Source organism: Amycolatopsis sp. NPDC031561, from assembly GCF_055580625.1.
Map to the genome: position 1 here is coordinate 12,225 of NZ_JBVILA010000029.1, position 23,852 is coordinate 36,076.

General features: G+C 69.6%; 17 protein-coding genes and 1 tRNA gene. 6 read left to right on the top strand and 12 right to left on the bottom strand.

Translation table 11 applies throughout. The annotated features are described in order from the left end of the window. The first annotated feature begins 236 nt into the window (after positions 1-236). Genes ACZ5IK_RS38190 through ACZ5IK_RS38200 form a run of 3 tightly spaced genes read left to right on the top strand, consistent with a single transcriptional unit; the run spans position 237 to position 3,183 of the window. The gene (locus ACZ5IK_RS38190; protein WP_465492133.1) at positions 237-1,214 is read left to right on the top strand and encodes a mechanosensitive ion channel family protein; all 978 of its coding nucleotides are present in this window, start codon (positions 237-239) and stop codon (positions 1,212-1,214) included. Between the two features lie 20 nt (positions 1,215-1,234). Beyond that, positions 1,235-1,630, top strand: a complete 396-nt coding sequence (locus ACZ5IK_RS38195) for a globin (RefSeq protein WP_101605936.1) — start codon at positions 1,235-1,237, stop codon at positions 1,628-1,630. Next, positions 1,630-3,183 carry a glycoside hydrolase family 13 protein gene (locus tag ACZ5IK_RS38200; RefSeq protein ID WP_465492134.1) on the top strand — a complete coding sequence of 518 codons (1,554 nt, stop codon included), beginning with the start codon at positions 1,630-1,632 and terminating at the stop codon, positions 3,181-3,183. The genes ACZ5IK_RS38195 and ACZ5IK_RS38200 overlap by 1 nt, the downstream gene beginning before the upstream one ends. Before the next feature lie 74 nt (positions 3,184-3,257). Here the strand turns inward: ACZ5IK_RS38200 and ACZ5IK_RS38205 are convergent, their stop codons facing one another. Then, positions 3,258-4,706, bottom strand: coding sequence for an LVIVD repeat-containing protein (locus tag ACZ5IK_RS38205; RefSeq protein ID WP_465492135.1), 1,449 nt, complete (start codon positions 4,704-4,706; stop codon positions 3,258-3,260). A gap of 86 nt (positions 4,707-4,792) precedes the next feature. Here ACZ5IK_RS38205 and ACZ5IK_RS38210 point away from each other — a divergent pair, with 86 nt between their 5' ends. After that, complete coding sequence (locus ACZ5IK_RS38210; protein ID WP_465492136.1) at positions 4,793-5,434, top strand: DUF305 domain-containing protein; 642 nt, start codon at positions 4,793-4,795, stop codon at positions 5,432-5,434. A 75-nt stretch (positions 5,435-5,509) separates the two neighbouring features. On the opposite strand, the gene ACZ5IK_RS38215 is transcribed toward ACZ5IK_RS38210, so the two are convergent. From ACZ5IK_RS38215 to ACZ5IK_RS38250, 8 genes are all read right to left on the bottom strand, one after another. Next, positions 5,510-5,809 carry a hypothetical protein gene (locus ACZ5IK_RS38215; RefSeq protein WP_465492137.1) on the bottom strand — a complete coding sequence of 100 codons (300 nt, stop codon included), beginning with the start codon at positions 5,807-5,809 and terminating at the stop codon, positions 5,510-5,512. A gap of 63 nt (positions 5,810-5,872) precedes the next feature. Further along, positions 5,873-6,508: a DUF8010 domain-containing protein gene (locus ACZ5IK_RS38220; RefSeq protein ID WP_465492138.1), complete on the bottom strand. Its 636-nt coding sequence runs from the start codon at positions 6,506-6,508 to the stop codon at positions 5,873-5,875. Beyond that, positions 6,501-6,920 (bottom strand): acyl-CoA thioesterase, encoded by a 420-nt coding sequence (locus tag ACZ5IK_RS38225; RefSeq protein WP_465492139.1) that lies wholly within the window; start codon positions 6,918-6,920, stop codon positions 6,501-6,503. The genes ACZ5IK_RS38220 and ACZ5IK_RS38225 overlap by 8 nt, the downstream gene beginning before the upstream one ends. After that, positions 6,920-11,893: an NAD-glutamate dehydrogenase gene (locus tag ACZ5IK_RS38230; protein ID WP_465492140.1), complete on the bottom strand. Its 4,974-nt coding sequence runs from the start codon at positions 11,891-11,893 to the stop codon at positions 6,920-6,922. Before ACZ5IK_RS38230 ends, ACZ5IK_RS38225 begins: the two co-directional genes overlap by 1 nt. 345 nt (positions 11,894-12,238) lie before the next feature. Further along, the gene (locus tag ACZ5IK_RS38235) at positions 12,239-14,782 is read right to left on the bottom strand and encodes a tetratricopeptide repeat protein (RefSeq protein ID WP_465492141.1); all 2,544 of its coding nucleotides are present in this window, start codon (positions 14,780-14,782) and stop codon (positions 12,239-12,241) included. 16 nt (positions 14,783-14,798) lie between these two features. Beyond that, a complete protein-coding gene (gene ettA, locus ACZ5IK_RS38240) occupies positions 14,799-16,475 on the bottom strand; it encodes an energy-dependent translational throttle protein EttA (RefSeq protein ID WP_101605927.1) in 1,677 nt (558 codons plus the stop codon). Between the two features lie 97 nt (positions 16,476-16,572). Beyond that, positions 16,573-17,022 carry a single-stranded DNA-binding protein gene (locus tag ACZ5IK_RS38245; protein ID WP_410665850.1) on the bottom strand — a complete coding sequence of 150 codons (450 nt, stop codon included), beginning with the start codon at positions 17,020-17,022 and terminating at the stop codon, positions 16,573-16,575. Positions 17,023-17,196: 174 nt separating this feature from the next. Further along, complete coding sequence (locus ACZ5IK_RS38250; protein WP_465492142.1) at positions 17,197-19,218, bottom strand: bifunctional copper resistance protein CopD/cytochrome c oxidase assembly protein; 2,022 nt, start codon at positions 19,216-19,218, stop codon at positions 17,197-17,199. 42 nt (positions 19,219-19,260) lie between these two features. On the opposite strand from ACZ5IK_RS38250, the gene ACZ5IK_RS38255 reads away from it, so the two are divergent. Further along, complete coding sequence (locus ACZ5IK_RS38255; RefSeq protein WP_465492143.1) at positions 19,261-19,899, top strand: histidine phosphatase family protein; 639 nt, start codon at positions 19,261-19,263, stop codon at positions 19,897-19,899. Here the strand turns inward: ACZ5IK_RS38255 and ACZ5IK_RS38260 are convergent. Next, positions 19,873-21,048 carry a sensor histidine kinase gene (locus tag ACZ5IK_RS38260; protein ID WP_465492194.1) on the bottom strand — a complete coding sequence of 392 codons (1,176 nt, stop codon included), beginning with the start codon at positions 21,046-21,048 and terminating at the stop codon, positions 19,873-19,875. The two genes, ACZ5IK_RS38255 and ACZ5IK_RS38260, sit on opposite strands and share 27 nt — an antisense overlap. A 102-nt stretch (positions 21,049-21,150) precedes the next feature. After that, positions 21,151-22,329, bottom strand: a complete 1,179-nt coding sequence (locus ACZ5IK_RS38265; RefSeq protein ID WP_465492144.1) for an MFS transporter — start codon at positions 22,327-22,329, stop codon at positions 21,151-21,153. Between the two features lie 121 nt (positions 22,330-22,450). Between ACZ5IK_RS38265 and ACZ5IK_RS38270 the strand changes: the two genes are divergently transcribed. Further along, the gene (locus tag ACZ5IK_RS38270) at positions 22,451-23,608 is read left to right on the top strand and encodes a LacI family DNA-binding transcriptional regulator (protein WP_465492195.1); all 1,158 of its coding nucleotides are present in this window, start codon (positions 22,451-22,453) and stop codon (positions 23,606-23,608) included. On the opposite strand, the gene ACZ5IK_RS38275 is transcribed toward ACZ5IK_RS38270, so the two are convergent. Continuing rightward, positions 23,577-23,650, bottom strand: a tRNA-Arg gene (locus ACZ5IK_RS38275). The two genes, ACZ5IK_RS38270 and ACZ5IK_RS38275, sit on opposite strands and share 32 nt — an antisense overlap. Positions 23,651-23,852 lie beyond the last annotated feature (202 nt).

The following is a 23,852-nucleotide window of genomic DNA, read 5'->3' on the forward strand; positions in this document are numbered from 1 at the left end:
GGCTTGGCTCGGGACGCCGAGGGGGATGGGTTGTCGGTCTGGCACTCGACCACCTCCACCGGTGCAGGCATAGTCGACCACAGATCAGCCCCAAAGTGCACGTGTGTTAGTGGACGTGTCACATGCGCGCGACCCGGCGGCCACCCGATACCGGGTTTTTCGGATCCGCCGGAGCGCCCGCCGCGCCCGAGCGGCGCGAACGATCCCCGCCGAGTACGAAAGGACATTTCTTCTCAGTGAACCTGCTGCCCACCGAACCCCCTGCCTGCACGAAGGACGCCAGCACCCTGTGCGGCCAGGTGTTCGAGGTCACAAAGAACGAATGGCTCTCCGCGTCGGCAGGCTGGCTGCTGACGAAGCCGATCAAGATCCTGATGATCATCGCCGTGGCGTTCCTGCTGCGGTACCTGGTGCGACGCCTGATCAACCGCGTGACGCGGATGCCGGGCGGTTCCAAGAAGCTGCCCGCCCTGTTGAGACCGCTGCGGGAGAAGGCTCCCGAGATGCTCGGGTCGGCGGTGATGGAACGACGCCGTCAGCGCGCCGCCACCATCGGCTCGGTCCTCAAGTCGGTGGCGACACTGTTCATCTACGGCCTGGCGTTCATCCTCGTGCTGGGCGAACTGGGCATCGACCTCGCGCCGATCATCGCCTCCGCCGGCATCGTCGGTGTCGCGCTCGGTTTCGGCGCGCAGAACCTCGTCAAGGACTTCCTCTCCGGCATCTTCATGATGATCGAGGACCAGTACGGCGTCGGTGACGTCGTCGACGTCGGCGAGGCCGCGGGCACCGTCGAGGCCGTCGGCCTCCGGATCACCACCCTGCGTGACATCAACGGCACCGTCTGGTACGTCCGCAACGGCGAGGTGCTGCGGGTCGGCAACTCGAGCCAGGGCTTCGCCGTGGCCGTCGTCGACGTCCCGCTCAGCTACTCCGCCGACGTCGAGAAGGCCACCGAGCTGATGGCCGCCAAGGCGACGTCCCTGCTGGAAAGCGAAGGACTGGCGCCCAGCGTGCTGGAGCCGCCGGAGATGCTCGGTGTCGAAACCGTGACCCCCGAGGGCATCAAGCTCCGCCTGACGGTGAAGGTCCGGCCCGGCAAGCAGTGGGCGGTGCAGCGTGCGCTGCGGGCGCACCTGCTCGGCGCGCTCGACGAAGCGGGCTTCGAACCACCTCTGGGGCGCTTTATGTCGTCCAGCCCCGCGGTCCAGTAGGACAAGGGCAGAATGGAGCTGTGTCCGTGAGCGAACCAGACCCCACGACCTTGTACGAGGCGATCGGCGGTGAACCGGTCTTCACCCGGATCGTCGCGCGGTTCTACGCCGAAGTGGCGGTCGACGAGGTGCTTCGGCCGCTGTACCCGGAGGAGGACCTCGGCCCGGCCGAGGAGCGCTTCCGGCTGTTCCTCATGCAGTACTGGGGCGGCCCGCACACCTACTCGGACCAGCGCGGCCACCCGCGGCTGCGGATGCGGCACGGGCCGTTCAAGATCGGCCCGATCGAACGCGACGCCTGGCTGCGCTGCATCAAGATCGCGGTCGACGAGGAGAACATCGAGGAGCCCTACCGCGGTCAGCTGTGGGCGTACCTGGAGATGGCCGCCAACAGCATGATGAACAGTTTCGTCTGATGAAGCGCGACGTGGCTTGGTGGGACCAGGCGGTCTTCTACCAGGTCTACGTACGCTCGTTCGCCGATTCCGATGGGGACGGCGTCGGTGACCTCGAAGGCATCCGCGGCAAGCTCGGGTACCTGGAGCTGCTCGGGGTCGACGCGCTGTGGCTGACGCCGTTCTACCGTTCGCCGATGGCCGACCACGGGTACGACATCGCCGATCCACGCGATGTCGACCCGATGTTCGGCACCCTCGGCGACTTCGACGTCCTGCTGACCGAGGCGCACAAACGCGGCATCAAGGTCACCATCGACGTCGTCCCCAACCACACCAGCAACACCCACGCCTGGTTCAAATCGGCGATGGCGGCGCCGCCGGGAAGCCCGGAACGGGATCGCTACATCTTCCGTGACGGCCTCGGCCCGCGCGGCGACCTGCCGCCGAACAACTGGGTCAGCGCGTTCGGCGGCCCGGCGTGGACCCGGGTCCCGGACGGCCAGTGGTACCTGCACCTGTTCTCCCCGCAGCAGCCGGATCTGAACTGGGGCAACCACGAGGTCGCCGCCGATCTGGAGCGGACCCTGCGGTTCTGGCTGGACCACGGCGTGGACGGCTTCCGCGTCGATGTCGCGCACGGCATGGCGAAACCGCCGGGCCTGCCGGACATGGACCCGCGGGTGAACGCGATCGGGCCGAGCGAGTTCTACGACCCGCGGTTCGACAACGACCGCGTCCACGAGATCCACCAGATGATCCGCAAGGTGCTCGACGAGTACCCGGGCGCGATGGCGGTCGGCGAGATCTGGGTGACCGACGAGGAACGGCTCGCCCGCTACCTGCGGCCGGACGAACTGCATCTGGCGTTCAACTTCCGGCTCGTGCTCACACATTTCGACGCGGACGCGCTGCGGACGGCCATCGAACGGTCCTTGGCGGTGCCGAAGTCCGCCGGCGCCTCCGCCACCTGGACGCTGAGCAACCACGACGTCTGGCGGCAGGTCAGCCGGTACGGCGGCGGCGAGCGGGGTGTCCGGCGGGCCCGCGCGATGGCGCTGGTCGAACTCGCGCTGCCCGGGACGGTCTACCTGTACAACGGCGAGGAACTGGGACTCGGCAACGTCGATCTCCCGCCCGACGCGCTCGCGGACCCGCGCGCCAAGACCTCCGGCGCCGAATTCGGCCGGGACGCGTCGCGGGTGCCGCTGCCGTGGGAGGGCGACCTGCCGCCGTTCGGCTTCTCGCGGAATCCGCGGACGTGGCTGCCGATGCCCGCTTCGTGGGCTTCGGTGACCGTGGAAGCCCAACTGGAGGATCCGGCGTCGACGCTGTCGCTGTACCGGCGGGCGATCGAGATCCGCAAGTCGCACCAAGCTTTCAGCGGTGAGGACCTCGAGTGGTACGGCGCCCCGGCGGGCTGTTTCGCGTTCCGGCGGCGCGGTGGCGGACTGGTCTGCGCGCTGAACACGTCGGCGAGCCCGATCGCGCTGCCGCCGGGCGAGGTGCTGCTGTCGAGCGTTCCGCTGGTGAACGGGAAGCTGCCTCCGGACGCCGCCGCCTGGCTCGTCTGAGTGCCCCCGGACGCTATGAAAGGCCCGTTACTTGCAAATTTTGCAAGTAACGGGCCTTTCATAGCGCGCTAGGACTAGTTGAAGCCCGGGTGCAGCTTGTACTGCGTCTGGGCGTTGAACTGGTTCTGCCGGACGAGCTTCGCCGGGAAGGTCCGCCAGTCGTTGAGGTCCAGGACGTCCAGGCCCTTCACGATGTCGGACGAGAAGATGTAGCCGTTGTACCAGTACGCCGACCACGTCCCACCGCCGACGAGCTTCTCGTTCGAGAGCGGGCCCCGCTCCCAGTACGCGATCTCTTTCGGCTTCTTCGAGTCGGTGAAGTCCCACACCGAAACGCCGCCCTGGTACCAGGACTGGACCATGATGTCCTTGCCCGGCACCGGAACCAGCGAACCGTTGTGCGCCACGCAGTTCTCGGTCTCCGACTGGAGACGCGGGATCTTGTAGTAGTTGCGGAACTCCAGCTTGCGACCGTCGCCGCGGCCGGTGATGTCGTAGATGCCGTTGGCGCCGCGGGTGGAGCCGAACTTCTCCAGGCAGGTCGCCATGCCGCCGCCGCCGAGTTCGTCGGTGAAGACGACCTTGGTGGCGTCGTTGTTGAAGGTGGCGCTGTGCCAGAACGCGAAGTTCACGTTGTCCTGGACCCGGTTGATGACGCGCGGCTTGAGCCGGTCGGCGATGTCGATCAGGACACCGTCACCCATGCAGGCACCGGCCATCAGGTCCTTCTCCGGCAGCGCCGTCAGGTCGTGGCAACCGGTGGTCGCCGACCGGTTGGTGCCGTCGGGGTTCGAGCCGCCGGCGTTGCCGCCGTCCGGGAACAGCACCGGCGTCGCGACGAGCGAGGCCTTCGCCGGTTCCTTCAGCGGGACCTTGATGATGGAGAGCTTGTCGTGCGGCGGCTGGCAGTCGGGCAGGTTCGCCGCGGGCGCGTACGACGAGACGTAGATGTAGACGTCCTTGCCGCGCTTGTCCGGCACCAGGGTGTTGGTGTGCGAACCGCAGTCGGTCTCGACCGCCGCGACGTACTTCGGCGCCGCGAGGTTCGAGATGTCGAAGATCTTGATGCCCTCCCACGCCGTCTTGTCCGACGCGGGCTTCGCGACGCTGGTGCACGAGTTGTCGCTGCGCGAGGAGTCGGTCGACAGGAAGAGCAGGTCGCCGGAGATCGACACGTCGTTCTGCCCGCCGGGGCAGAGGACCTGGCTGACGATCTTCGGGCGGTAGGGGTTGCGGACGTCGTAGACGTTGAAGCCGTCGTACGTGCCGGTGATCGCGTGACCCTTGGTGAACGCGATGTCGGTACCGGTCGAGTCCTTGGTGAACGGTCCCTGCTGCGGGACGTTCGCGATCGACCGGAGATTCGGGCTGTGGACGATCTCGTCCACTCCCGGGATCGTGGTCGCCGACGGCTCGGCGACGACGGCCGGCGCGGCGAACGCGCTGGCGGCGCCGAGGGCGGCGACGGCGACCGCTGACACGAAGCCCCTGGTCAAGCGGCGTTTCAGCCCAGGCTGCAGCACGATATGGCTCTCCTTCCACCCAGCTTTACGCGCACCTTATTCCTTATTTAGGCTCAGCAGATACCGACCAACGGAGGATCTCCGGGATGAGAAAAAGTTTGACATCGGCGCTGCTCGTTGCGGCTTTCGTCGTCTCGGGCTGCACCGGCGACGAATCACCCGCCGAACCGGCATCGAGCGCACCGGTCATCATTCCGGGCAAACCGGGCGAGCAGGCGGGCACCGGCTCCCCCGGCCCGGTGAACCGCGATCAGCCCAACGAGGCCGACGTCGAGTACATGACGATGATGATCCCCCATCACCAGCAGGCGAAGGTGATGACCGATCTGGTGCCGGGCAAGACGGCGAACGAGCAGCTCAAGGCGATCGCGGGCCGGATCTCGGTGGCGCAGGACGGCGAGGTCGCGATGATGAAGACCTGGCTGTCCGACCGCGGTAAGCCGGTGCCGGGCGAGGGTCACGCCGGGCACGGCGGAGGGCATGACCACGCGCTCATGCCGGGCATGGCGACCGAGGCGCAGCTGGCCGATCTGCGCGCGGCGAGCGGCCCGGCGTTCGAAAAGCTGTTCCTCGACCTGATGATCGCGCATCACCAGGGCGCGCTGACCATGGCCGAAACCCAGCTCGGCAAGGGAGTGGAGATCAAGGCGCAGGAGATGGCGCAGGAGGTCATCACCGGCCAGTCCGCCGAGATCGAGCGGATGCGGACGATGCGCTCAAAGCTCTAGCCTCTCCGCGATTCGTCCTCTAGTTGCGGTAGTTCGCACTGGCAACTACCGCAACTAGAGGACGAATCGCGTGGGTCAGGCGTCGCCCGAGGAGCCCATGTCTCCGTAGCCGGAGTCACCGGAGTCGTCGAGAGTGCCCGAGACGATCCAGGTCGCCAGCGCGGCGGCCTGGACATAGGGCGCGGCCTGCGCGGCGGCGCGTCCGGCGGCCTTGGCGCGCCCCCATTTCTCCGGGCGTTCGGCGCGTTCCGGCGCCTCCTCACCCGGCGGGCGCTCGGTCCGCCACGGGGTCTCCTCCGGCCGGACCTCGGCCAGGAAGTCCGCGGTCGGGTCTTCCCCGTCCTTGCCGTCGTCGCGAGGGCCACTGTCGGTCATGGGGACAGCCTGACACCGCGGGCGGCCGGAAGCCACCCACGGTGCTAGGCGGTAAGAAACCTGTCAGAACAGCAGCGGCAGGAGCGCGTGGCGGCGTTTGAGCACGGCGCCGTAGCGCGCGTCGATGCGCATCCACGAATCCGTCGCGGTGATCCGGACGACGTCGCCGGCGATCGACGAGTCGACGAAACCCATCCCGGACAACGCGAACAGGCACCGCATCTGGACCTTGATCTCCTGCTCGCCGCCGGTGACGGTGAGCACCGCCTGGTCCATCAGGGACGCGGGCGGGTTGCCGTGCGGGCCGACGTTGTCGCGGGCCAGCGCGACCCCGCGGTCGGCCAGCTCGGAGATCACCGTCGCCGGCAGTTCGTCCACCAGCTGCCAGCGGCCGGGTGCGGGCAGCTCGGAATGCCACATCAGGTCGCGGGCCGGGCCCGGATCCATCCGCTCGCCGCCGGCGATGGTCAGCGCGGCGAGCAGTTCGTTCCCGGACACCGTGATGTCCGACGGCGTGACGTCACCGGCGACGGCCCTGGTGGCGAGGACTTCGAACGGGGTCGCGCTCCACGCCTCGACGACGCCGTCACCGCGCTGCCGCAACCGCACCAGCGTGTTCTGGTCGAGCCGGACGGCCCTGGCCACGAACGCGCCGAGCGTTTCGCGGTCCCCCGCGTCCGGGATGACGAGCTCAGGCATCCGCGAACCCCTTCTCCAGGAAGGCGCGTTCGTCCTCGGTCAGCCGCCGGGGCCGCTCGGTCCCGGTGTCGAACGGCGCGAGCACCGTCTCCGCGGTGACCGCGACCTTGTCGACCTCGGCGGGCCCGTCGTGCACCTTGTAGCCGAGGGTGAAGCTGGCGTGCTTCAAGTCCTTCAACGAGATCTCCACCCGGATGTCCTGATCGGACACCACGATCGGCGAACGGTAATGGACGGCCAGCTTCACCACCACGATGCCCTTGGGCAGGTCGGTGAGCCCGGCCCGGACGGCGTCCCCGAACAGCAGCGGGATCCGTGCCTCTTCGAGCAGGGTCACCAGGTTCGCGTGGTTGACGTGCCCGTAGACGTCCATATCCGACCAGCGTGGCCGGATCAGGGAAATGTAGCTCACTACCTCACCGTGCTCCGGATCTGCCTCGCCGCCACCGACAGCGTCGCCAGGTCGAGCTTGCCGAACTGGCTGATCTCGTCCAGTGCGACACGAGCGCGCTGCAGCCGCGAGGCGTTCGTCTTCTCCCAGTGGGCGATCTTCTCGTCCGGGTCGGTACCCGAATCGCTGTGCCGCAACGCGTCCAGCGTGATCGCCCGCAACGAACCATAGACGTCGTCCCGCAGCGCCAGCCGCGCGAGCGCGTGCCAGCGGTTGCCGCGTTCGAGGCCGCTGATCGACGTCAGCATCTTGTCGATGCCGAGGTGATCGGAAAGGGCGTAGTACAGGCCCGCGGTCTCCGACGGGGTGTGCACCGCGTCGATCCCCGCCTGCTGCTCGGCCAGCTCCGCGACGTCGGTGACGTCGAGCAGGCCGAAGGTGTGCAGCAAGAGCGCCACACGCTCCGCCAGCTCCGCCGGGACGCCCTTCTCCACCAGTCGCTCGGTATTCGCGTCCACCGACTCGCACTCGACACCGCGAAGCAGCTCGTGCGCCCGCGGGGCCATCTCGCCGACGACCCGGCCGAACCGGTTGATCTCGGCGAGCGGGGCGAGGGGCTGCGGCCGGTTGGTGAGGAACCAGCGGGCGGCCCGGTCGAGCAACCTGCGGGTCTCCAGCATCATCTCGTCCGCGACCTCGGTCGGCACGACGTTGTCCAGCGCGTCGATCTGCGCCCACAGCGAGGGCAGGTCGTACACGTGGGTGACCACGGCGTACGCGCGGACCGCGTCGGTCGCGGTCGCGTTCATCTCCTCCATCAGGCGGAAGACGTAGGAGATCCCGGCGCCGTCGACGACCTCGTTGGCCACCATCGTCGTGATGATCTCGCGCTTCAGCGGGTGCTGGAAGATCGCGTCGCCGAAGCGCTCCCGAAGCGGCTTCGGGAAGTACTCGGGCAGACGGCGCGAGAACACCTCAGAGTCCGGCAGTTCACTCGCCAGCAACTCGTCCTTGAGGTCGAGCTTGACGTGCGCGAGCAGCGTCGCCAGCTCCGGCGAGGTGAGCCCCTCGCCCGCCTTCTCCAGCGCGCGGAACTCCGCCGAACTCGGCAGCGCTTCGAGCTTGCGGTCGAAGGCGCCCTTCGCGACCAGTGCCGCGACGAGCCGCTGGTGCACCGAGACCATCGGCCCGGCGTGCGCCCGGCTGACCCCGAGCACGGCGTTCTGCCGGTAGTTGTCGGCCAGCACCAGCTCGCCGACCTCGTCGGTCATCTGCTCCAGCAGCTCGTTGCGCTGCTCGGCGCCCAGCGATCCGGTCGAGACCAGGTGGTCCAGCAGGATCTTGATGTTGACCTCGTGGTCGGAGCAGTCGACGCCGGCGGAGTTGTCGAGCGCGTCGGTGTTGATCTTGCCGCCCGCGCGGGCGAACTCGATCCGGCCGAGCTGCGTCAGCCCCAGGTTCCCGCCCTCGCCGACGACCTTGACGCGGAGCTGGTTCCCGTTGACGCGCAAGGCGTCGTTGGCCTTGTCGCCCGCGTCGGCGTGGGTCTCGTTCTCGGCCTTGACGTAGGTGCCGATGCCGCCGTTCCACAGCAGTTCGACCGGCGACAGCAGGATCGCCTGCATGAGGTCGGCCGGGGCCAGCGCCGTGACGTCCTCGGCGAGCCCGAGCGCTTCGCGGACCTGCGGGCTGATCGGGATCGTCTTGGCCGACCGCGAGTAGATGCCGCCGCCCTCGCTGATCAGCGAGCGGTCGTAGTCCTCCCACGACGAACGCGGCAGGTCGAACAGCCTGCGGCGCTCGGCGAACGAGGTCGCCGCGTCCGGGTTCGGGTCGAGGAAGATGTGCAGGTGGTTGAAGGCGGCCACCAGCCGGATGTGCTCCGAGAGCAGCATTCCGTTGCCGAAGACGTCACCCATCATGTCGCCGATGCCGACGACGGTGAAGTCCTCGGTCTGGCTGTCCTTGCCCAGCTCGCGGAAGTTGCGCTTGACGCTCTCCCAAGCACCCTTCGCGGTGATGCCCATGGCCTTGTGGTCGTAGCCGACCGAGCCACCGGAAGCGAAGGCGTCGCCGAGCCAGAACTTGTAGTGCGCCGAGACCTCGTTCGCGATGTCGGAGAACTTCGCGGTGCCCTTGTCCGCCGCGACCACGAGGTAGCTGTCGTCGCCGTCGTGGCGGACCACGCCCGGCGCCGGGACGGTCTTGCCCTCGACCCGGTTGTCGGTCACGTCGAGCAGGCCGGAGATGAACATCCGGTAGCAGGCGATGCCCTCGTTCAGCTGGGCGTCGCGGTCCAGGCCCGGGTCGCCGGTGGCCGTCGGCGGGCGCTTGACGACGAACCCGCCCTTCGCGCCGACGGGGACGATGACCGCGTTCTTGACCGCCTGCGCCTTGACCAGGCCGAGGATCTCCGTACGGAAGTCCTCCCGGCGGTCGGACCAGCGGAGGCCACCGCGCGCGACGTCGCCGAAGCGCAGGTGGACACCCTCGATCCGGGGCGAGTACACGAAGATCTCGTACTTCGGCCGCGGCTCGGGCAGTTCGGGCACCGCGCTCGGGTCGAGCTTGAGCGCCAGGTACTGCCGGGAATTCCCCTCGCCGTCGGTGACGTGGTAGTTCGTGCGCAGCGTGGCGAGGATGACCGCCATCAGCCGTCGCAGGATCCGGTCCTCGTCGAGACTGGTCACCTCGTCGACCAGATTGCCGATCTCGGCGGTGAGCTGATCGGCCTGGGACGCACGGGCCTCGTCGCCGAGCGCGAGGTCGAAGCGGGTCTCGAACAGCCGCACCAGCGCGGTGGCGATGTCGGTGTGCGCGAGGACGGTGTTCTCGATGTACTCCTGCGAGAACGGGATCTTCGTCTGGCGCAGGTACCGCGAGTAGGCCCGCAGGATGGCCGCCTGGCGCCAGGTGAGCCCGGCGCTCAGGACGAGACCGTTGAAGCCGTCGACCTCGCAGTCGCCGCGCCAGGCGGCGTAGAACGCGTCCTGGAAGCGGACGCGCAGGTCGAGGTCCGCGTGGTCGAGGACCTGCGGATCGATCCGCAGGCCGAAGTCGTAGATCCAGGACCGGCCGCCATCTTCGCGGCGCAGTTCGTAAGGCCGCTCGTCGACGACCTCCACACCCATCCGCTGCAGGACCGGGAGCACCTGGGAGAGGGTGACGCCCTCGCCGCGCAGGTACAGCTTGAAGCGCCGCTCCCCCGCCTCGGCGTCGGCCGGCAGGTAGAACGACATCGACAGGTCGCCCTCGTCGGTCAGCGACTCCAGGGCACGGAGGTCCGCGAGCGCTTCGAGCGCGGTGAAGTCCTCCTTGTAGCCCTCGGGGAACACCGCGGCGAACCGCTGTCCCTGTTCGCCGGCGGATTCCTCGCCCAGCAGGCCGATCGCGACGCCGCTGTCCCCGGCGCGCTCGCGGCGCTCGGCGAGGATCGCCTCGACCATCCGGTCGTCCCAGCCGCGAACGGCTTCGTTGAGCCGTTCCTGGATGCGCAGGGTGTCCGGCTCGGACCGCTGCGACGGGTCGGTGTGCACGATGAAATGCACCTGCGCGAGCACGGTTTCCCCGATGCGCGCGCTGTATTCCAGTTGCGTGCCTTCGAGTTCTTCGAGCAGGACCTCCTGCATCGCGAGCCGCGAACGGGTCGTGTAGCGGTCGCGCGGGAGGTACACGAGGCAGGAGTAGAAGCGGCCGTACGGGTCACGGCGCAGGAACAGCCGCAGCCGTCGGCGATCCGACAGCGTGATCGCGCCTGTCGTCGTGGAGTACAGCGAATCGGTGTCGGCCGAGAACAGGTCCGCGCGCGGCCAGTTCTGCAGCACTTCGAGCATCCGCTGCCCGGAGAAGGACTCCATCGGGAAGCCCGCGCGGTGGATGACCTCGCGGACCCGGTTGCAGACCACCGGGATGTCCAGCACGTTCTCGTGCAGGGCGGTGGTGGTGAACATGCCGAGGAACCGGTGCTCGCCGGTGACGTTTCCCTTGTCGTCGAACGTTTTCACGCCGACGTAGTACGGGTAGACCGGCCGGTGCACGGTGGACGGCGCGCTCGCCTGCGTCAGCACCAGCAGCGTCGGCGCGAGCGCGGACGCCGCCGTGTCGGGGCCGGCGGTGAGGCTGCGCGCGGCCAGGCTGTCCTGGCGCAGCACGCCCAGCCCGGACGCGAGCACCGCGCGCAGGGCGGGCTCGTCGCTGTCCGGGTGCGGGTTGTCGATCAGCTCGTAGCGGCGGTAGCCGAGGAAGGTGAAGTGACCGTCGGCGAGCCAGCGCAACAGCCGCGCGCCTTCGGCGACCTCACGCGTGGACAGCTTCGGCGGGTCCGCGTCCAGCTGGTCGGCGAGACGGCGCGCGGTCTCCGCCATCTTGTCGGTGTCCTCGACGACCTCGCGGACGTCGCCCAGCACCGACGAAAGCCGATTGTCCAGCTCACGGGCGCGGTTCGGGTCCGTGACCAGGTCGATCTCGATGTACATCCACGACTCGGCCGCCGAATTGGGCGGCGGCTCCGCCGGATCGGCGTCCGGGTGGACCGCCAGCAGCTCGCCGGTCAGATCGCGGCTGACCACGACGATCGGGTGCACGATGCGCTGCACCTGCACCCCGTCACGGGCGAACTCGGCCGCGACGGAATCCACGAGGTAGGGCATGTCGTCCGTGACGACCTGCACGACGGTGGCCTCACGCGTCCAGCCGTCTTCGGGACCGGTCGGGTTCAGCAGCCGCACCGCGGGGCGGCCGGGCATCCGGTCCTTCGCCAGGTGCAGATGCGAGCGGACGGCGCCGACGAGGTCGACCGGGTCGTCACCGAGAATCTCTTCGGCCGGGATGTGCCGGTAGTACAGGCGGATCAGGTCGCCGATCTCCGGGGCGTACGCCGCGGCGGCGTCGATCAGGTCGTCCCGGATCTGCTCCGGGTTCACCGACCGGCGCCGAGCGCCGTCTTCGGTGCCGACATCTTTTCCGGGCAGGGACGAGACTCCCGTCGAGCTCATTTGAGGCAACTCTCCACTGTAGCGAGATTGACACCGCGACCGGCACGACTCTGTGCCGGACCAGACCCAACCTACAGCTTTGGACAGTCGGCCCGACAAGGCCGGGTCATTCCCGGTCGTCGAAGATTTCCCTGCTCAGATACCGGAATCGCCGTGATCGGTTCAGCTACTCGCGGGTCACATAGGCGGTCTGTCCGGACCTCGCCGCGTCCCGCCGCACCGGGGGTGACCAGCACCCATTGCCGCGCGAACGAGTGGGACGCGGTCTCACCCGGCCGACTGAATCGTTCAAGCCCACGAGGGCTCCCACCGGGGGCGCAGCAAGGGACCTTTGCTATCGCCCGCTCAGTCGCTTCCGTTGGTGCGATGCCGGTCGCGGCCGTTGACCGGACGCTTTCCCGAGTCCTGGGAACCGAGCTGCTTCACGAGCGCGGCCGCGCTGGCGGTCCCCGCCTGGTGTTCGGCGAGCGCACGGGCGAGCAGGTCGGCGAGACCGGCGTCCGGCGGCGGCTCGTCCTCCGCGATCGCGCGGGCGTAGCTCTCCGGGAAGGGCGTGATCGGCCGCCAGGAGCCGGTGTCGGTCAGCGGGTCCAGCGACGGCGGCATCCGCAGCCGTGGCAGCCACGGATCCGCGACCTCCTCCGTGGGGCCCTGCCGGGGAGTTTCCTGGGCACTTTGCCGGGTTCCGCCGCCGTACGACGGTGGCGGGTCTTCCCGGGGCGGCGGGGCGAGCGGGACGGCGGGTTCGGCGTACTCCACCGGAGGCTGTTCCCGGCGAGCGCGTCCGGTGTCGGCGCGTTCCTCGGCGACGGGGTCGGGATGCACGGGATCCGTGGCACCGTCCGCGCGGCGTCGGCCGCCGCCACTCCCGCCGGTGCTCGAGATCCCGAGCCGGTCCAGCACCGATTTCGCCGCCACGGAACCGTGTTCGGCGTCGTGCCTGGTCTTGCGCGAAACGGGCGCGGCGGACCGGCGGACCCGTTCCTCGGCCGCCCACTCGTCGCTCTCCCACAACGGAGCGGCGGTCCCCGGCGGACGCGGCGGTTCGGCCTCCGCCGCGATCCGCGGCCGGGGTTCGGCGGCGGGCTCGGGGGCCAGCAGCAGTTCCGGGACCACGGGCTCCGGCTCCTCGTACCGGACGGGCACCTCGGGGCGCCGCCGCGCGGCCGGGATCGGGGCTTCGGACCGGGTGGCCGTGGGTTCGGGAACGACGGTCTCGCGTGCGGCAGGTGCCTCCGGACGCCTGCGCCGCGGGGGCTCCGGCGCGGGCTCCGGCTCAGGCTCAGGGCGTGCGACCGGTTCAGGACGCGGCGCGGGCTCCGGTTTCGGCGGCGGCATCAGTTTCGGCGCGGCGGGCTCGAACCTGATCGTCGGCTTGGGTTGCTCAGGCTTCTTCGGTACCCGGCGGCGCCAATCGCTGTCGGGCGCCGCAGCCTCACGGGACGGCTCCGGACGGGAGGGCGGCTTCAACCCCGGCGGCGCTTCGGTCTTTTCCGCGGCGGGTGGTGCCACGGGAGTCTCCACCGGTCGCGGAGGCACGGCGGGGCGCGGCGGCTCGACCGGCGTGTTCCGTACCGGCTCGGGCTCCGCCTTCCTGTGCTGCCTCGCGGGCCTCGGCGGCTCACGACGAACCGGAGGTTCGGCCGCGGCCCGCTTCGGGGGCGCCACGTCGATCGGCGCCATCACCGCGGTCACCTCGGCGGGCGCCGGAGCCGGAACCGGCGCGGGTGCCGCGGCGACGGCCCGCAGGACGTCGTCGAGGTCGACAGCGGCGTTCTCGGCCGCGCCGAACTCGCCGAGCAGGACGTTGCACGCCTGCCTGCGCGCGCGGGCGTGCAGATGCTCGGCGGCCCGCGAACGATGCAGGCAGCCGATGGCCTCCTCGGCCCGGCCGAGCCGTTCCTCGATCTGCGCGAGTTCCAGCCACAACCGCGCCGTGATCGCGTGCAGCTTGTGGTCTTCGGTCCCGGCGACCGCTTCGCGGACGAGCATGCCCGCGGCTTCCCCGGATCCCGCGGGCAGCAGGACACGGGTGGCCACCGCCAGCCTCAGCCACGCGGCGGGCGCGATCCCGGCGGCCCGGACGGGCGCGTCGAGGATCGGCTTCGCGACCTCCAGCGCCATCTCCGTGTCGCCCCGGTCCAGCAACGTGCAGACGAGCTGCAGGGCCAGCCGGATCCGGACGAGACCTCCGTCGTCGTCAGGGTTTCCGAGCTTTTCGAGCATGCCGAGCCCGGTCCGGGCGGCGTCGGCCGCGGCCGTCAGATCGCCGTGACGACGACGGTGCGCCGACACCCCGACCCGCAGCATCGCGCGGATCAGCAGCTGCGAATCCGCCGTCATCGCGCCGTCGCCGAGCACGAGCTTGTCCGCCTCGGCGAGCACCCGGTCCAGTTCCGCCTTGCGGCCGAACTGTGCCAAGCAGCCGACGAGATGGCACAACGCCTCGGCCCGGTGCGCCGGCGAGACCGCCGGATCCGCCAGCAGCGGGCGCAGGGCGGCCAGCCCGGTCAGCGGGATGCCGACGCTGCGCGCGCAGACCGCGAGATCGATCCTCAGCCGGGCGGCGATGTCGCCGTAGCCCGCGTGTTCGGCGGCGCGCAGGGCGGCCACCGCCCTGCCGACCGTGCGGGGACGGCCGCCGAGCCGGACCCGGGCGCTCACCACCAGGCTTTCCGCGCGGATCCATTGCTCGTCGGCACCGGCGGCCTCGGCGAGCGCGGCCGCGCGCTCCCCGAGGACCAAGGCGAGCTCGGGCGCCCTCAGGTGCAGGGCGTCCGCGCGTTCGATCAGCCTGCCGACAGCGGACAGGGTTACCCCGGTGGCAGCCGTCCGCCCACCCACCATGATGGTGGGCGGGCCCGGCCGTTGGCGCTTGCTGGCTTCCACGGGGAACCCCCGGCCCTCAGTCGCGGGTCAGCTTGCGATGGGTGACGCGGTGCGGACGAGCCGCCTCGGCACCGAGACGTTCGACCTTGTTCTTCTCGTAGCCCTCGAAGTTACCTTCGAACCAGAACCATTGCGAGGGGTTCTCTTCGGTGCCTTCCCAGGCGAGGATGTGCGTCGCGACCCGGTCGAGGAACCACCGGTCGTGCGAGATCACCACGGCGCAACCGGGGAACTGCTCGAGAGCGTTCTCCAGCGAGCCCAGGGTCTCGACGTCCAGGTCGTTCGTCGGCTCGTCGAGCAGGATCAGGTTCCCGCCCTGCTTGAGGGTCAGCGCCAGGTTCAGCCGGTTGCGCTCACCACCGGAGAGCACGCCCGCCGGCTTCTGCTGGTCCGGGCCCTTGAAACCGAACGCGCTGACATAGGCACGCGAGGGCATTTCGGTCTGCCCGACGTGGATGTAGTCCAGCTTGTCCGAAACCACCTCCCACACCGTCTTCTTCGGGTCGATCCCGCCACGGTTCTGGTCCACATAGGACAGTTTGACCGTCTCGCCGATCTTGACCACGCCGTCGTCCGGCTCCTCGAGCCCGACGATCGTCTTGAACAGGGTCGTCTTGCCGACACCGTTCGGCCCGATCACGCCGACGATGCCGTTGCGCGGCAGGTCGAAGGACAGTCCGTCGATCAGCACGCGGTCGTCGAAGCCCTTGCGCAGCTTCTCGACCTCGACGACCACGCTGCCCAGCCGGGGCCCCGGCGGGATCTGGATCTCTTCGAAGTCGAGCTTGCGGTGCTTGTCCGCCTCCGCCGCCATCTCTTCGTAGCGGTCGAGCCGGGACCGCGACTTGGTCTGACGGGCCTTGGCGTTGGACCGGACCCATTCGAGCTCGGTCTTCAACCGCTTGGCGAGCTTGGCGTCCTTCTTGCCCTGGACCTCGAGGCGCTCGCGCTTCTTCTCCAGGTACGTGGAGTAGTTGCCCTCGTAGCCGACGACGCGGCCGCGGTCGAGCTCCATGATCCACTGCGCGACGTTGTCCAGGAAGTACCGGTCGTGCGTGACGGCGAGGACGGCGCCGGCGTAGTTCGCGAGGAACTGTTCCAGCCACAGCACGCTTTCGGCGTCCAGATGGTTGGTGGGCTCGTCGAGGAGCAGCAGGTCGGGCGCGGACAGGAGCAGCTTGCACAGCGCGACCCGGCGGCGCTCACCACCGGAGAGGTGGGTGACCTGCTCTTCCGGCGGCGGGCAGCGGAGGGCGTCCATCGCCTGCTCCACCGCGGAGTCGATCTCCCACGCGTCGGCGTGGTCGAGGTCCTCCTGGAGCTTGCCCATCTCCTCCATCAGCTCGTCGCTGTAGTCGGTCGCCATCAGCTCGGCGACCTCGTTGAAGCGGTTGAGCTTGACCTTGATGTCGCCAAGGCCTTCTTCGACGTTTTCGCGGACGGTCTTCTCTTCGTTGAGCACCGGCTCCTGCATGAGGATGCCGACGCTGGCGCCAGGCTGGAGGAAGGCTTCGCCGTTGCTGGCCTGCTCGATCCCCGCCATGATCTTCAGAACGGTGGACTTACCCGCGCCGTTCGGCCCCACCACGCCGATCTTGGCGCCGGGGTAGAACGCGGTGCTGACGTCGTCGAGGATGACCTTGTCCCCGACGGTCTTGCGCACCTTCTTCATGGTGTAGATGAACTCGGCCATACAACCGATCGTAGAGCGAGCCGATCGCGGCCTTGACGGCGGTCACCACCGAACTACCGACGGTCAGCCCGACATCACTGAGTGAGCATCGGAACCCTCACGCCACGGGCGCCTCCTCGAGCGCGGTGACCATGGGATTCCCCACGGGTGGCGGCGCCATCGGGATCGCCCTGGGCCGATCACGCCCGGCCCGCCGGATCTCGGCCGAGCAGCGCGCGAGGTTGGGCCCGATCGAGAAGGCCTCAAGCTCAGGTAGACCGAGAGGTGCCGGGATCTCCTCCGCGGTCTCGGCGCCGCGCAGCCGTCCGGCCACGATCACCGGATCGCCCTTGCTCAGGCACGAAAACGCCGCCATCGCCAGCTTGCGCCAGCAGGTGACCTTGACCGCGAGCTGCCGCCCCTCTCCCCACTCCCCTCTTTCCTTGTCGTACCGGCGTTCGACACTCCGCAAGCCGAACGACACGACGTCGTGCCCGTGCACCCGTTCCGGATGGTGGACCGGTTCGCTGGTCAGGTTGCCGATCATCGTCACCCACGTTTCGCCCATCGCCATCACACTCGCCTTTCTCCTCGGTGTTTCCCTTGATCACAGACTGCCTCGGATCAAAGGGCGAAAAGGGGCGCGAATCGGATCTGTGGACAACTCGGGGCGATGTGGGCTTCCTGTGGACAACTCGGGCGGAAGCCGCCGGGCGCGCGAGGACTTGTGGTAGCGCGTGACCTAAGAGTCCCGTCCCCGGCCCTGGTCCGCGAGGTTCTTCAGCATCGCGTTGTAAGCGTTCAGATCCGCGTCGCCCGAGGCGTCCTCGCGGCGGTCCTTGCGCCGAGCCTCGCGCTCGTCCTGGCGTGCCCACTGCACCAGCAGCGCGACGAGCACCAGCAGGACCGGCAGCTCACCGGACGCCCACGCGATACCGCCGCCAAGGCGCTGGTCGGTGAGAAGGTCGGTGACCCACGGCAGTTTCAGCCCGCGATAGAAGTCCTGGCCGAGCACGGTCTGCATGCTCATCAGCGCGATCCCGAAGAACGCGTGGAACGGCATGGCGGCGAACATCATCCCCAGCCGTCCCAGCGGCGGGATCCGGCGCGGCGCCGGGTCGACGCCGATCACCGGCCAGTAGAAGACGTATCCGGCGAGCAGGAAGTGCGCGTTCATCGCGAGATGCGCCCAGTGGTAGTTCAGCGCGGAGTCGAACAGGCCCGAGAAGTACAGGCCGTAGAAGGAGCCGACGAACAGCAGCAGCGCGACGACCGGATGCGTCAGGAACCGCGAGAGCGGCGAGTGCACGAAGGCGAGCAGCCATTCACGCGGTCCGGGCGGGGCGTCCTTGCCCGCGGCGGGCAGCGCACGCAGCGCGAGCGTCACGGGTCCGCCGAGCACGAACAGCACCGGCGCCACCATGGACAACAGCATGTGGTTGCCCATGTGCACGCTGAACATCGCGGGCGCGTACCGGCCGATGCCGGACGACGTCGCGATCAGCAGCACGAAACAGCCCGCGAGCCACGCGATGGTCCGGCCGGTTGCCCACGTGTCGCCGCGGCGGCGCAGTCGCTGGACTCCGGCGAGGTACAGCCCGGCGAGAACGATCGCGAGGGTGCCGTAGACGAGGTCGAACCGCCAGTCCGTGAGCAGCCTGAGCACGGTCGGCGGGCCGTAGAGGTCGTAGCCGATCAGCAGTTCCGTCGTCGACGGCTGGGTGAACGATTCCTGCGGCGGCGGGGTCTTCGCGAGCCCGGTGGCGATGCCGATCGTGATGAACATGATCAGCACCTCGACCGCGGCGAGCCGCAGCAGCTGCCCGCCGCCGGCACCGTTCACCAGCCCGGCGACACCCTTCTGGCGCTGCTGGTGCCCGAAGACGCCGAGCAGCAGCAACGCGACGATCTTCGCGACCACGAGCAGGCCGTAGTCGGTGGTGAACAGGTCGGCGATCCTGATCCGCACCAGCGCGTTCACGATGCCGGAGACCGCCATCACGACCCAGCAGACCAGTGCCAGCTTCGAGAACCGTGTCGCGGCGAGCTTGAGGTTCTCGCCGCGGCGCCAGCCGAGGGCGAGCACCGCCACCAGCCCGCCGACCCACAGCGCGGCGGCGACCAGGTGGTACAGGAGGCTGTTGGTCGCCATGTCGTGCGAGCCACCGCTCGCGGAGTGCCCGGTGACCGCGACCGGGATCAGGCCGCCGACGGACAGGAAGAAGACCACCGTCGTCCAGCCCCAGGTCAGCGCGAGACGGCAGCCGAGCGCGACCAGCAGCGCGATCAGCGCGGTGAACAGCCAGGCCTTGGGCTGCTCGATGGCGTCCACCAGGTCGATCAGCACCTGCGGCGAGAGCACCTCGGTGAACGGTCGCCCCGCGCCGTCGGCCGCGGAGAAGAAGATCGACGCGGCGGCCGCGAAGAACCACACCCACGCGGCGACGCCCGCGACCCGGATGGCCGCGTACCCGTCCGCGGCGAGCGTGCCGGACTTCTGCGGCGGGACGAGGAACGCGGCGAACAGCAGCGAACCCACGCACAGCACCGAGGCCGCCTCCGCCAGCACCCGGACGACGGTGATGCCATAGCGCGTCACCAGCCCCGGATCCGGCAGGCCGGCGATGACGTAACCGGCGCCACCCGTCAGCGCGACCAGGCCGACGGCCACCACCGCCGCCAAGAGCGCTCCGATCGACACCAGCGGCAGGACACCGGCCTTCCGCGCGGGTGCGGCCGGTTTCGTCTCGGGGTCTGAAGGCACGTCACGAGGGTAAGCCGGACGGAAAAGGGGCAAGATGGCGGCGTGCGGATCATCCTGCTGAGGCATGCCGAGTCGCTCGGCAACGTCGACGAACTCGCGTACACGCGGATCCCCGACCATTCCCTCCCGCTGACCGACGCGGGCCGCGAGCAAGCTCGGCAGGCGGGTCCGGAGCTCCTGGAACTCCTCGGCGGCGAGCGCCCGGCGGTTTACGTCAGCCCGTATCTGCGGACGCGGGAAACGTTGCGGCTACTGGACATCCGCGACGTCTGCGAGCGGATCGTGCCGGAACCGAGGCTGCGGGAACAGGACTGGGGCAACCTCCAGGATCCGCTGGAGCAGGAGATACAGAAGCAGCGACGTCACGAGTTCGGGCACTTCTTCTACCGGCTCCCGTTCGGCGAGTCCGGCGCGGACGTCGACGACCGGGTCGCGGCGTTCCTCAGCGAACTGGCCGCTTGCGGCGAAGATCACCCCGAGACCGTGCTGGTCGTCTCACACGGCCTGACCATCCGCTTGCTGTGCCGTCGGCTCTTCGGCTGGAGCATCGAGCTGTTCGAGTCCCTGTCCAATCCGACGACCTGCGAATACCGCGTCGTCGAACGCGACGGCGACAAGTGGACGCTGGACCGGCCGTTCCGCCAGTGGCGGGACTCACCCGACGGGGACACTCAAGACTGACGGGGCGAGAAGCACCACTCTCGTGCCCAGGCCCGGGCTGGATTCGATCCGCGCGAAACCACCGATCTCCGCCATCCGCGCGATGATCGAGTTCTCGAGACCGAACCCGCGCCGCCTGTCGCCGACGTCGAAACCGGCGCCGTGATCACGCACCGTCAAGGAGACCCCGCCGCCGATCTCCTCGACGCTGACGACGGCCCTTCGGGTCCCGGAGTGCTTCAGCGTGTTGCGCAAGGCCTCCCTGGCCGCGTCGTGCAGCGCCATGGCCGCCTCCTCCGCGATCCCCGGACCGCAGTCGTCCTGGATGACGACCTCGGCACGCAGTCCTTCCGCGGCCATCTCGGCGGCGAGCAGGCGGAGACGCTGGTGCAGCCCGACGGACTCGGCGGGTTCGTGCTCGAGGCTGATCCGGAGGCGCATCGCCTGGGCGCGAGCGGTGCGGCGGACCCGGTCGAGGCTGGCCGCCGGATCGAGTTCGTCGGCGGGCGCGGGGATGGCGAACGACTCCATCACCTGCAGGACGGTGTCGTGGACGTCGCGGCGATGCCGTTCCCGTTCCGCCGCCCGGCCCTGCTGCTCGCCGAACCCGAGCGCGAACCGCATCGACGCGCCGACCAGGCCCACGATCGCGAGGCAGGCCGCCAGCGCGGTCCCGAGCGTGAGGAAGAGACCGAGTGAGGTGGCCGGGTCCAGCAGGGCGTGCAGCACCACCGCGCCCCCGATGACCGCCGCTCCCGCCAGCGCGCCCCGCAGCAGCGTCCAGATCATCACCGTGCCCATCAGGTGGGTCCAGGTGATCGACGTGATCGCGACGTCCCGCGCGAGCAGGGCGGCCCCCAGGGTCAACAGCACGGCGACCCCGGCGTCGACCGCCGGCACCAGGCGCGTACCGGCGGGATCGCGGGCGGACCAGCGGAAGACCCAGATCGCTTCGGCGACGTTCGGTACCAAGTGCAGCACCGCGAACGTCCACAACACCGTCGTTCCGCCGAAGCCCGCCGCCCACAGCGCCTGCACCAGCATCACCAGCCGGAACACCACCGGGACCAGCACGAGCCGGGGCAAGGTGGTCTGCACCAGCCGCGCCGGTATCCCCGGAACCTGATGACGACCGGTCAGGACCCCTACGCCGCCCCCGAGCATCAGCACCCTCACGCCGCTCCTCCCCGGATCAGCCACCCTGAAACAGCGAACGAGCCGCATTCATTTCAGTTTACGAGCAATCAGCTTGCCCGCGTCGCGGCGAGGATGTCAACGGGCGGCGGGTTCGGACATCTCCTCTCGTTTCGCCGCCCGCGCCGCGGCGAGCGCGGACGGCACGATCAGCGCGGCGGTCAGGCCGACGAACAGGAACGACACCGAAAGCGATGTCACCTGCGCGATTCCGCCGATCAGCGGCGGACCGGCGAGGAAGCCTGTGTAGGCGATCGCGGTGACGAAGGCCAGCTCCCGCTCGCCTCCGGTGCCGTCGGCGCGTTTGCCCGACGCTCCCGCGAGGCTCAACGCGATCGGGAAGGCCGCGGCCAGCCCGGCACCCGCCAGCGCGAAGCCGACGAACCCGAACATCGGCCGGCCTGCCAACGCGGCGAGCACGAGCCCCGCCGCGGCGATCCCGGCGCCCACCGCCAGCGCGCGGGTCGCGCCGAAGCGGTTCTGAAGCCAGGCGCCCGCGAGCCTGGCCAGCGCCATGGACAGGGCGAACCCGGAGTAGGCGAAGGCCGCGGCGCCGTCGCCGACCCCGTGCGCGGACGTCATCAGCAGGGCGGACCAGTCCGAACTCGCGCCTTCCGCGATCGCCGAGAACAGCGCGATGGCGGCGAGCAGCCAGAGGACCGGACGCTTGATCGGCGGCACCCGCGGCCTCTCGACGGGTCCGACGTGAGCCGGCCGCGCGCCGGGCACCGCCACGACGACGAAGGCGAGCACGACCAACGCCGCCAGCGCGGCGACGGTGAGATGCCGTCCCGGCGACCAGTGGTGCGAAGCGGCGAATCCGGCGGCGACGGAGCCCGCCAGCGCGCCGAAACTGAACCCGGCGTGCAGGATCGGCATGATGGCCCGCCCGGACCGGCGTTCCACCTCGACGCCCGCGACGTTCATCGCGACGTCCAGCGCGCCGACGCTCGCGCCGAGGACGAACAGCGCCCCGGACAGCAGGACGACCGACGTCGAGAAGCCGATCATCGGCAACGCGGCACAGGCGATGACCGTGCTGCCCGCGACCACCGCGCGCGCACCGTGCCGCTCGATCAGCCGCCCCGAAACCGACGCCGCGATCAACATGCCGACGCTGGCCCCCAGCAGGGCCAGGCCGAAAACACCCGGCGAAGCGTTCACCCTCTCCGACAACGCCGGAGTCCGCGGCGCCCACGAGCCGAGCGCGGCCCCGTTGAGCGCGAACACGACGAAAACGGCCGTACGGTCACGCATAAACCCCAGTCTCCTTCCGATTCCTGTTACCCCAGAATGACTTAAGCGCTTCAGAAAGTCCACCGGCCCTTGCCGGGACTAGACTGCGGCGGTGACCAGCACGCGACGGCGACGGCCGACGTTGGACGATGTCGCCGACGCCGTCGGGGTGTCACGGGCGACCGTCTCCAACGCGTACAACCGGCCCGACCAGCTGTCCGCCCGGCTGCGGGAAGAGGTGCTGCGCGCGGCCAAGAAAATCGGGTACGCGGGGCCGAACCCGACGGCGCGCAGCCTGGCCACCAGCCGCACCGGCGCGATCGCCGTGCTGCTCGACACGAACCTTTCGACGGCCTTCTCGGATCCCGCGTTGTCGCTCACCCTCGACGCGCTCTCGACCGTCGTCGACCCCGAGGGCCACGCCCTCCTGCTGCTCCCCGGCGACGGCGAGAGCGGCGGCCCGCGCGCGGAACGCGTCCTGACCGCGCAAGCCGACATCGCGGTGGCGTATTCGCTGGCAGACGGCGCGCCCGCGCTGAACGCGGTCCGCGACCGGGGCATGCCGCTGGTGGTGATCGACCAGCCGCACATCCGCGGTTCGGCCAGGGTCGGCGTGGCGGACCGGGCGGGGGCGGCCGCGGCCGCCCGGCACCTGCTGGAGCTCGGGCACCGGCGGATCGGGATCTTCTCGGCGCAGTGTCTCTCGGCGCCGCGCGGTGGCGAACTGAGCGTGGCGGAGGCCGGGAACAGCCGGTTCCACGACAACCGCGAGCGGATGGCCGGCTACCTGGAGACACTGACCGAGGCCGGTGTCCCGGCGGCGGACATACCGATCTGGGAGGCGTCCGGGCTCTCGGTCGAAAGCGCCCTCCCGAGCGCGTTCGGCCTGCTCGACCGGCAGCCGCGGCCGACGGCGCTGTTGTGCATGTCGGATCTGCTGGCGCTGGCGGCGATCTCGGCGGCTCGACACCTCGGGCTGTCCGTCCCGGGTGATGTTTCCGTCGTGGGCTTCGACGACGTCCCGCCCGCCCGCTGGTCCGAACCACCGCTGACGACGGTCCGGCAGGACCTCGCCGCCAAGGGACGGGCGGCCGGCGATCTGGTGCTGGGCCTGCTGCGCGGGGAGAAGGCCCCCGCTCCCGCCGAGTTGCCCGCCGAACTGGTCGTCAGGGACTCCACCGCGCGCGTTCAAACCATGGGCGGCCGCGGCGAAACGAGAAGGAGAACCCCTGGCCACTTGCGTGACCAGGGGTTTCCCTGTGGCGGCGTGCCCCCGGCAGGACTTGAACCTGCGACCTAGAGATTAGAAGGCTCTTGCTCTATCCAGCTGAGCTACGAGGGCCGACGTCGGCGACGTTGGGTGTCGCCCAGCGTCGGCAGCTTAGCCGTCGCCAACCTGTCGATCGTTCGACACCGCCAGATCGTTTCAGGTCGGGCCCACCGTTTTTTGGAACACCCGTGAGCGCGTCACGACGCGGGGTGACGCGCTCACGGGCCGGGGCCGCTTTGGGGGAGCGGCCCCTGGGTTCGCGCAGGTCGCGAGT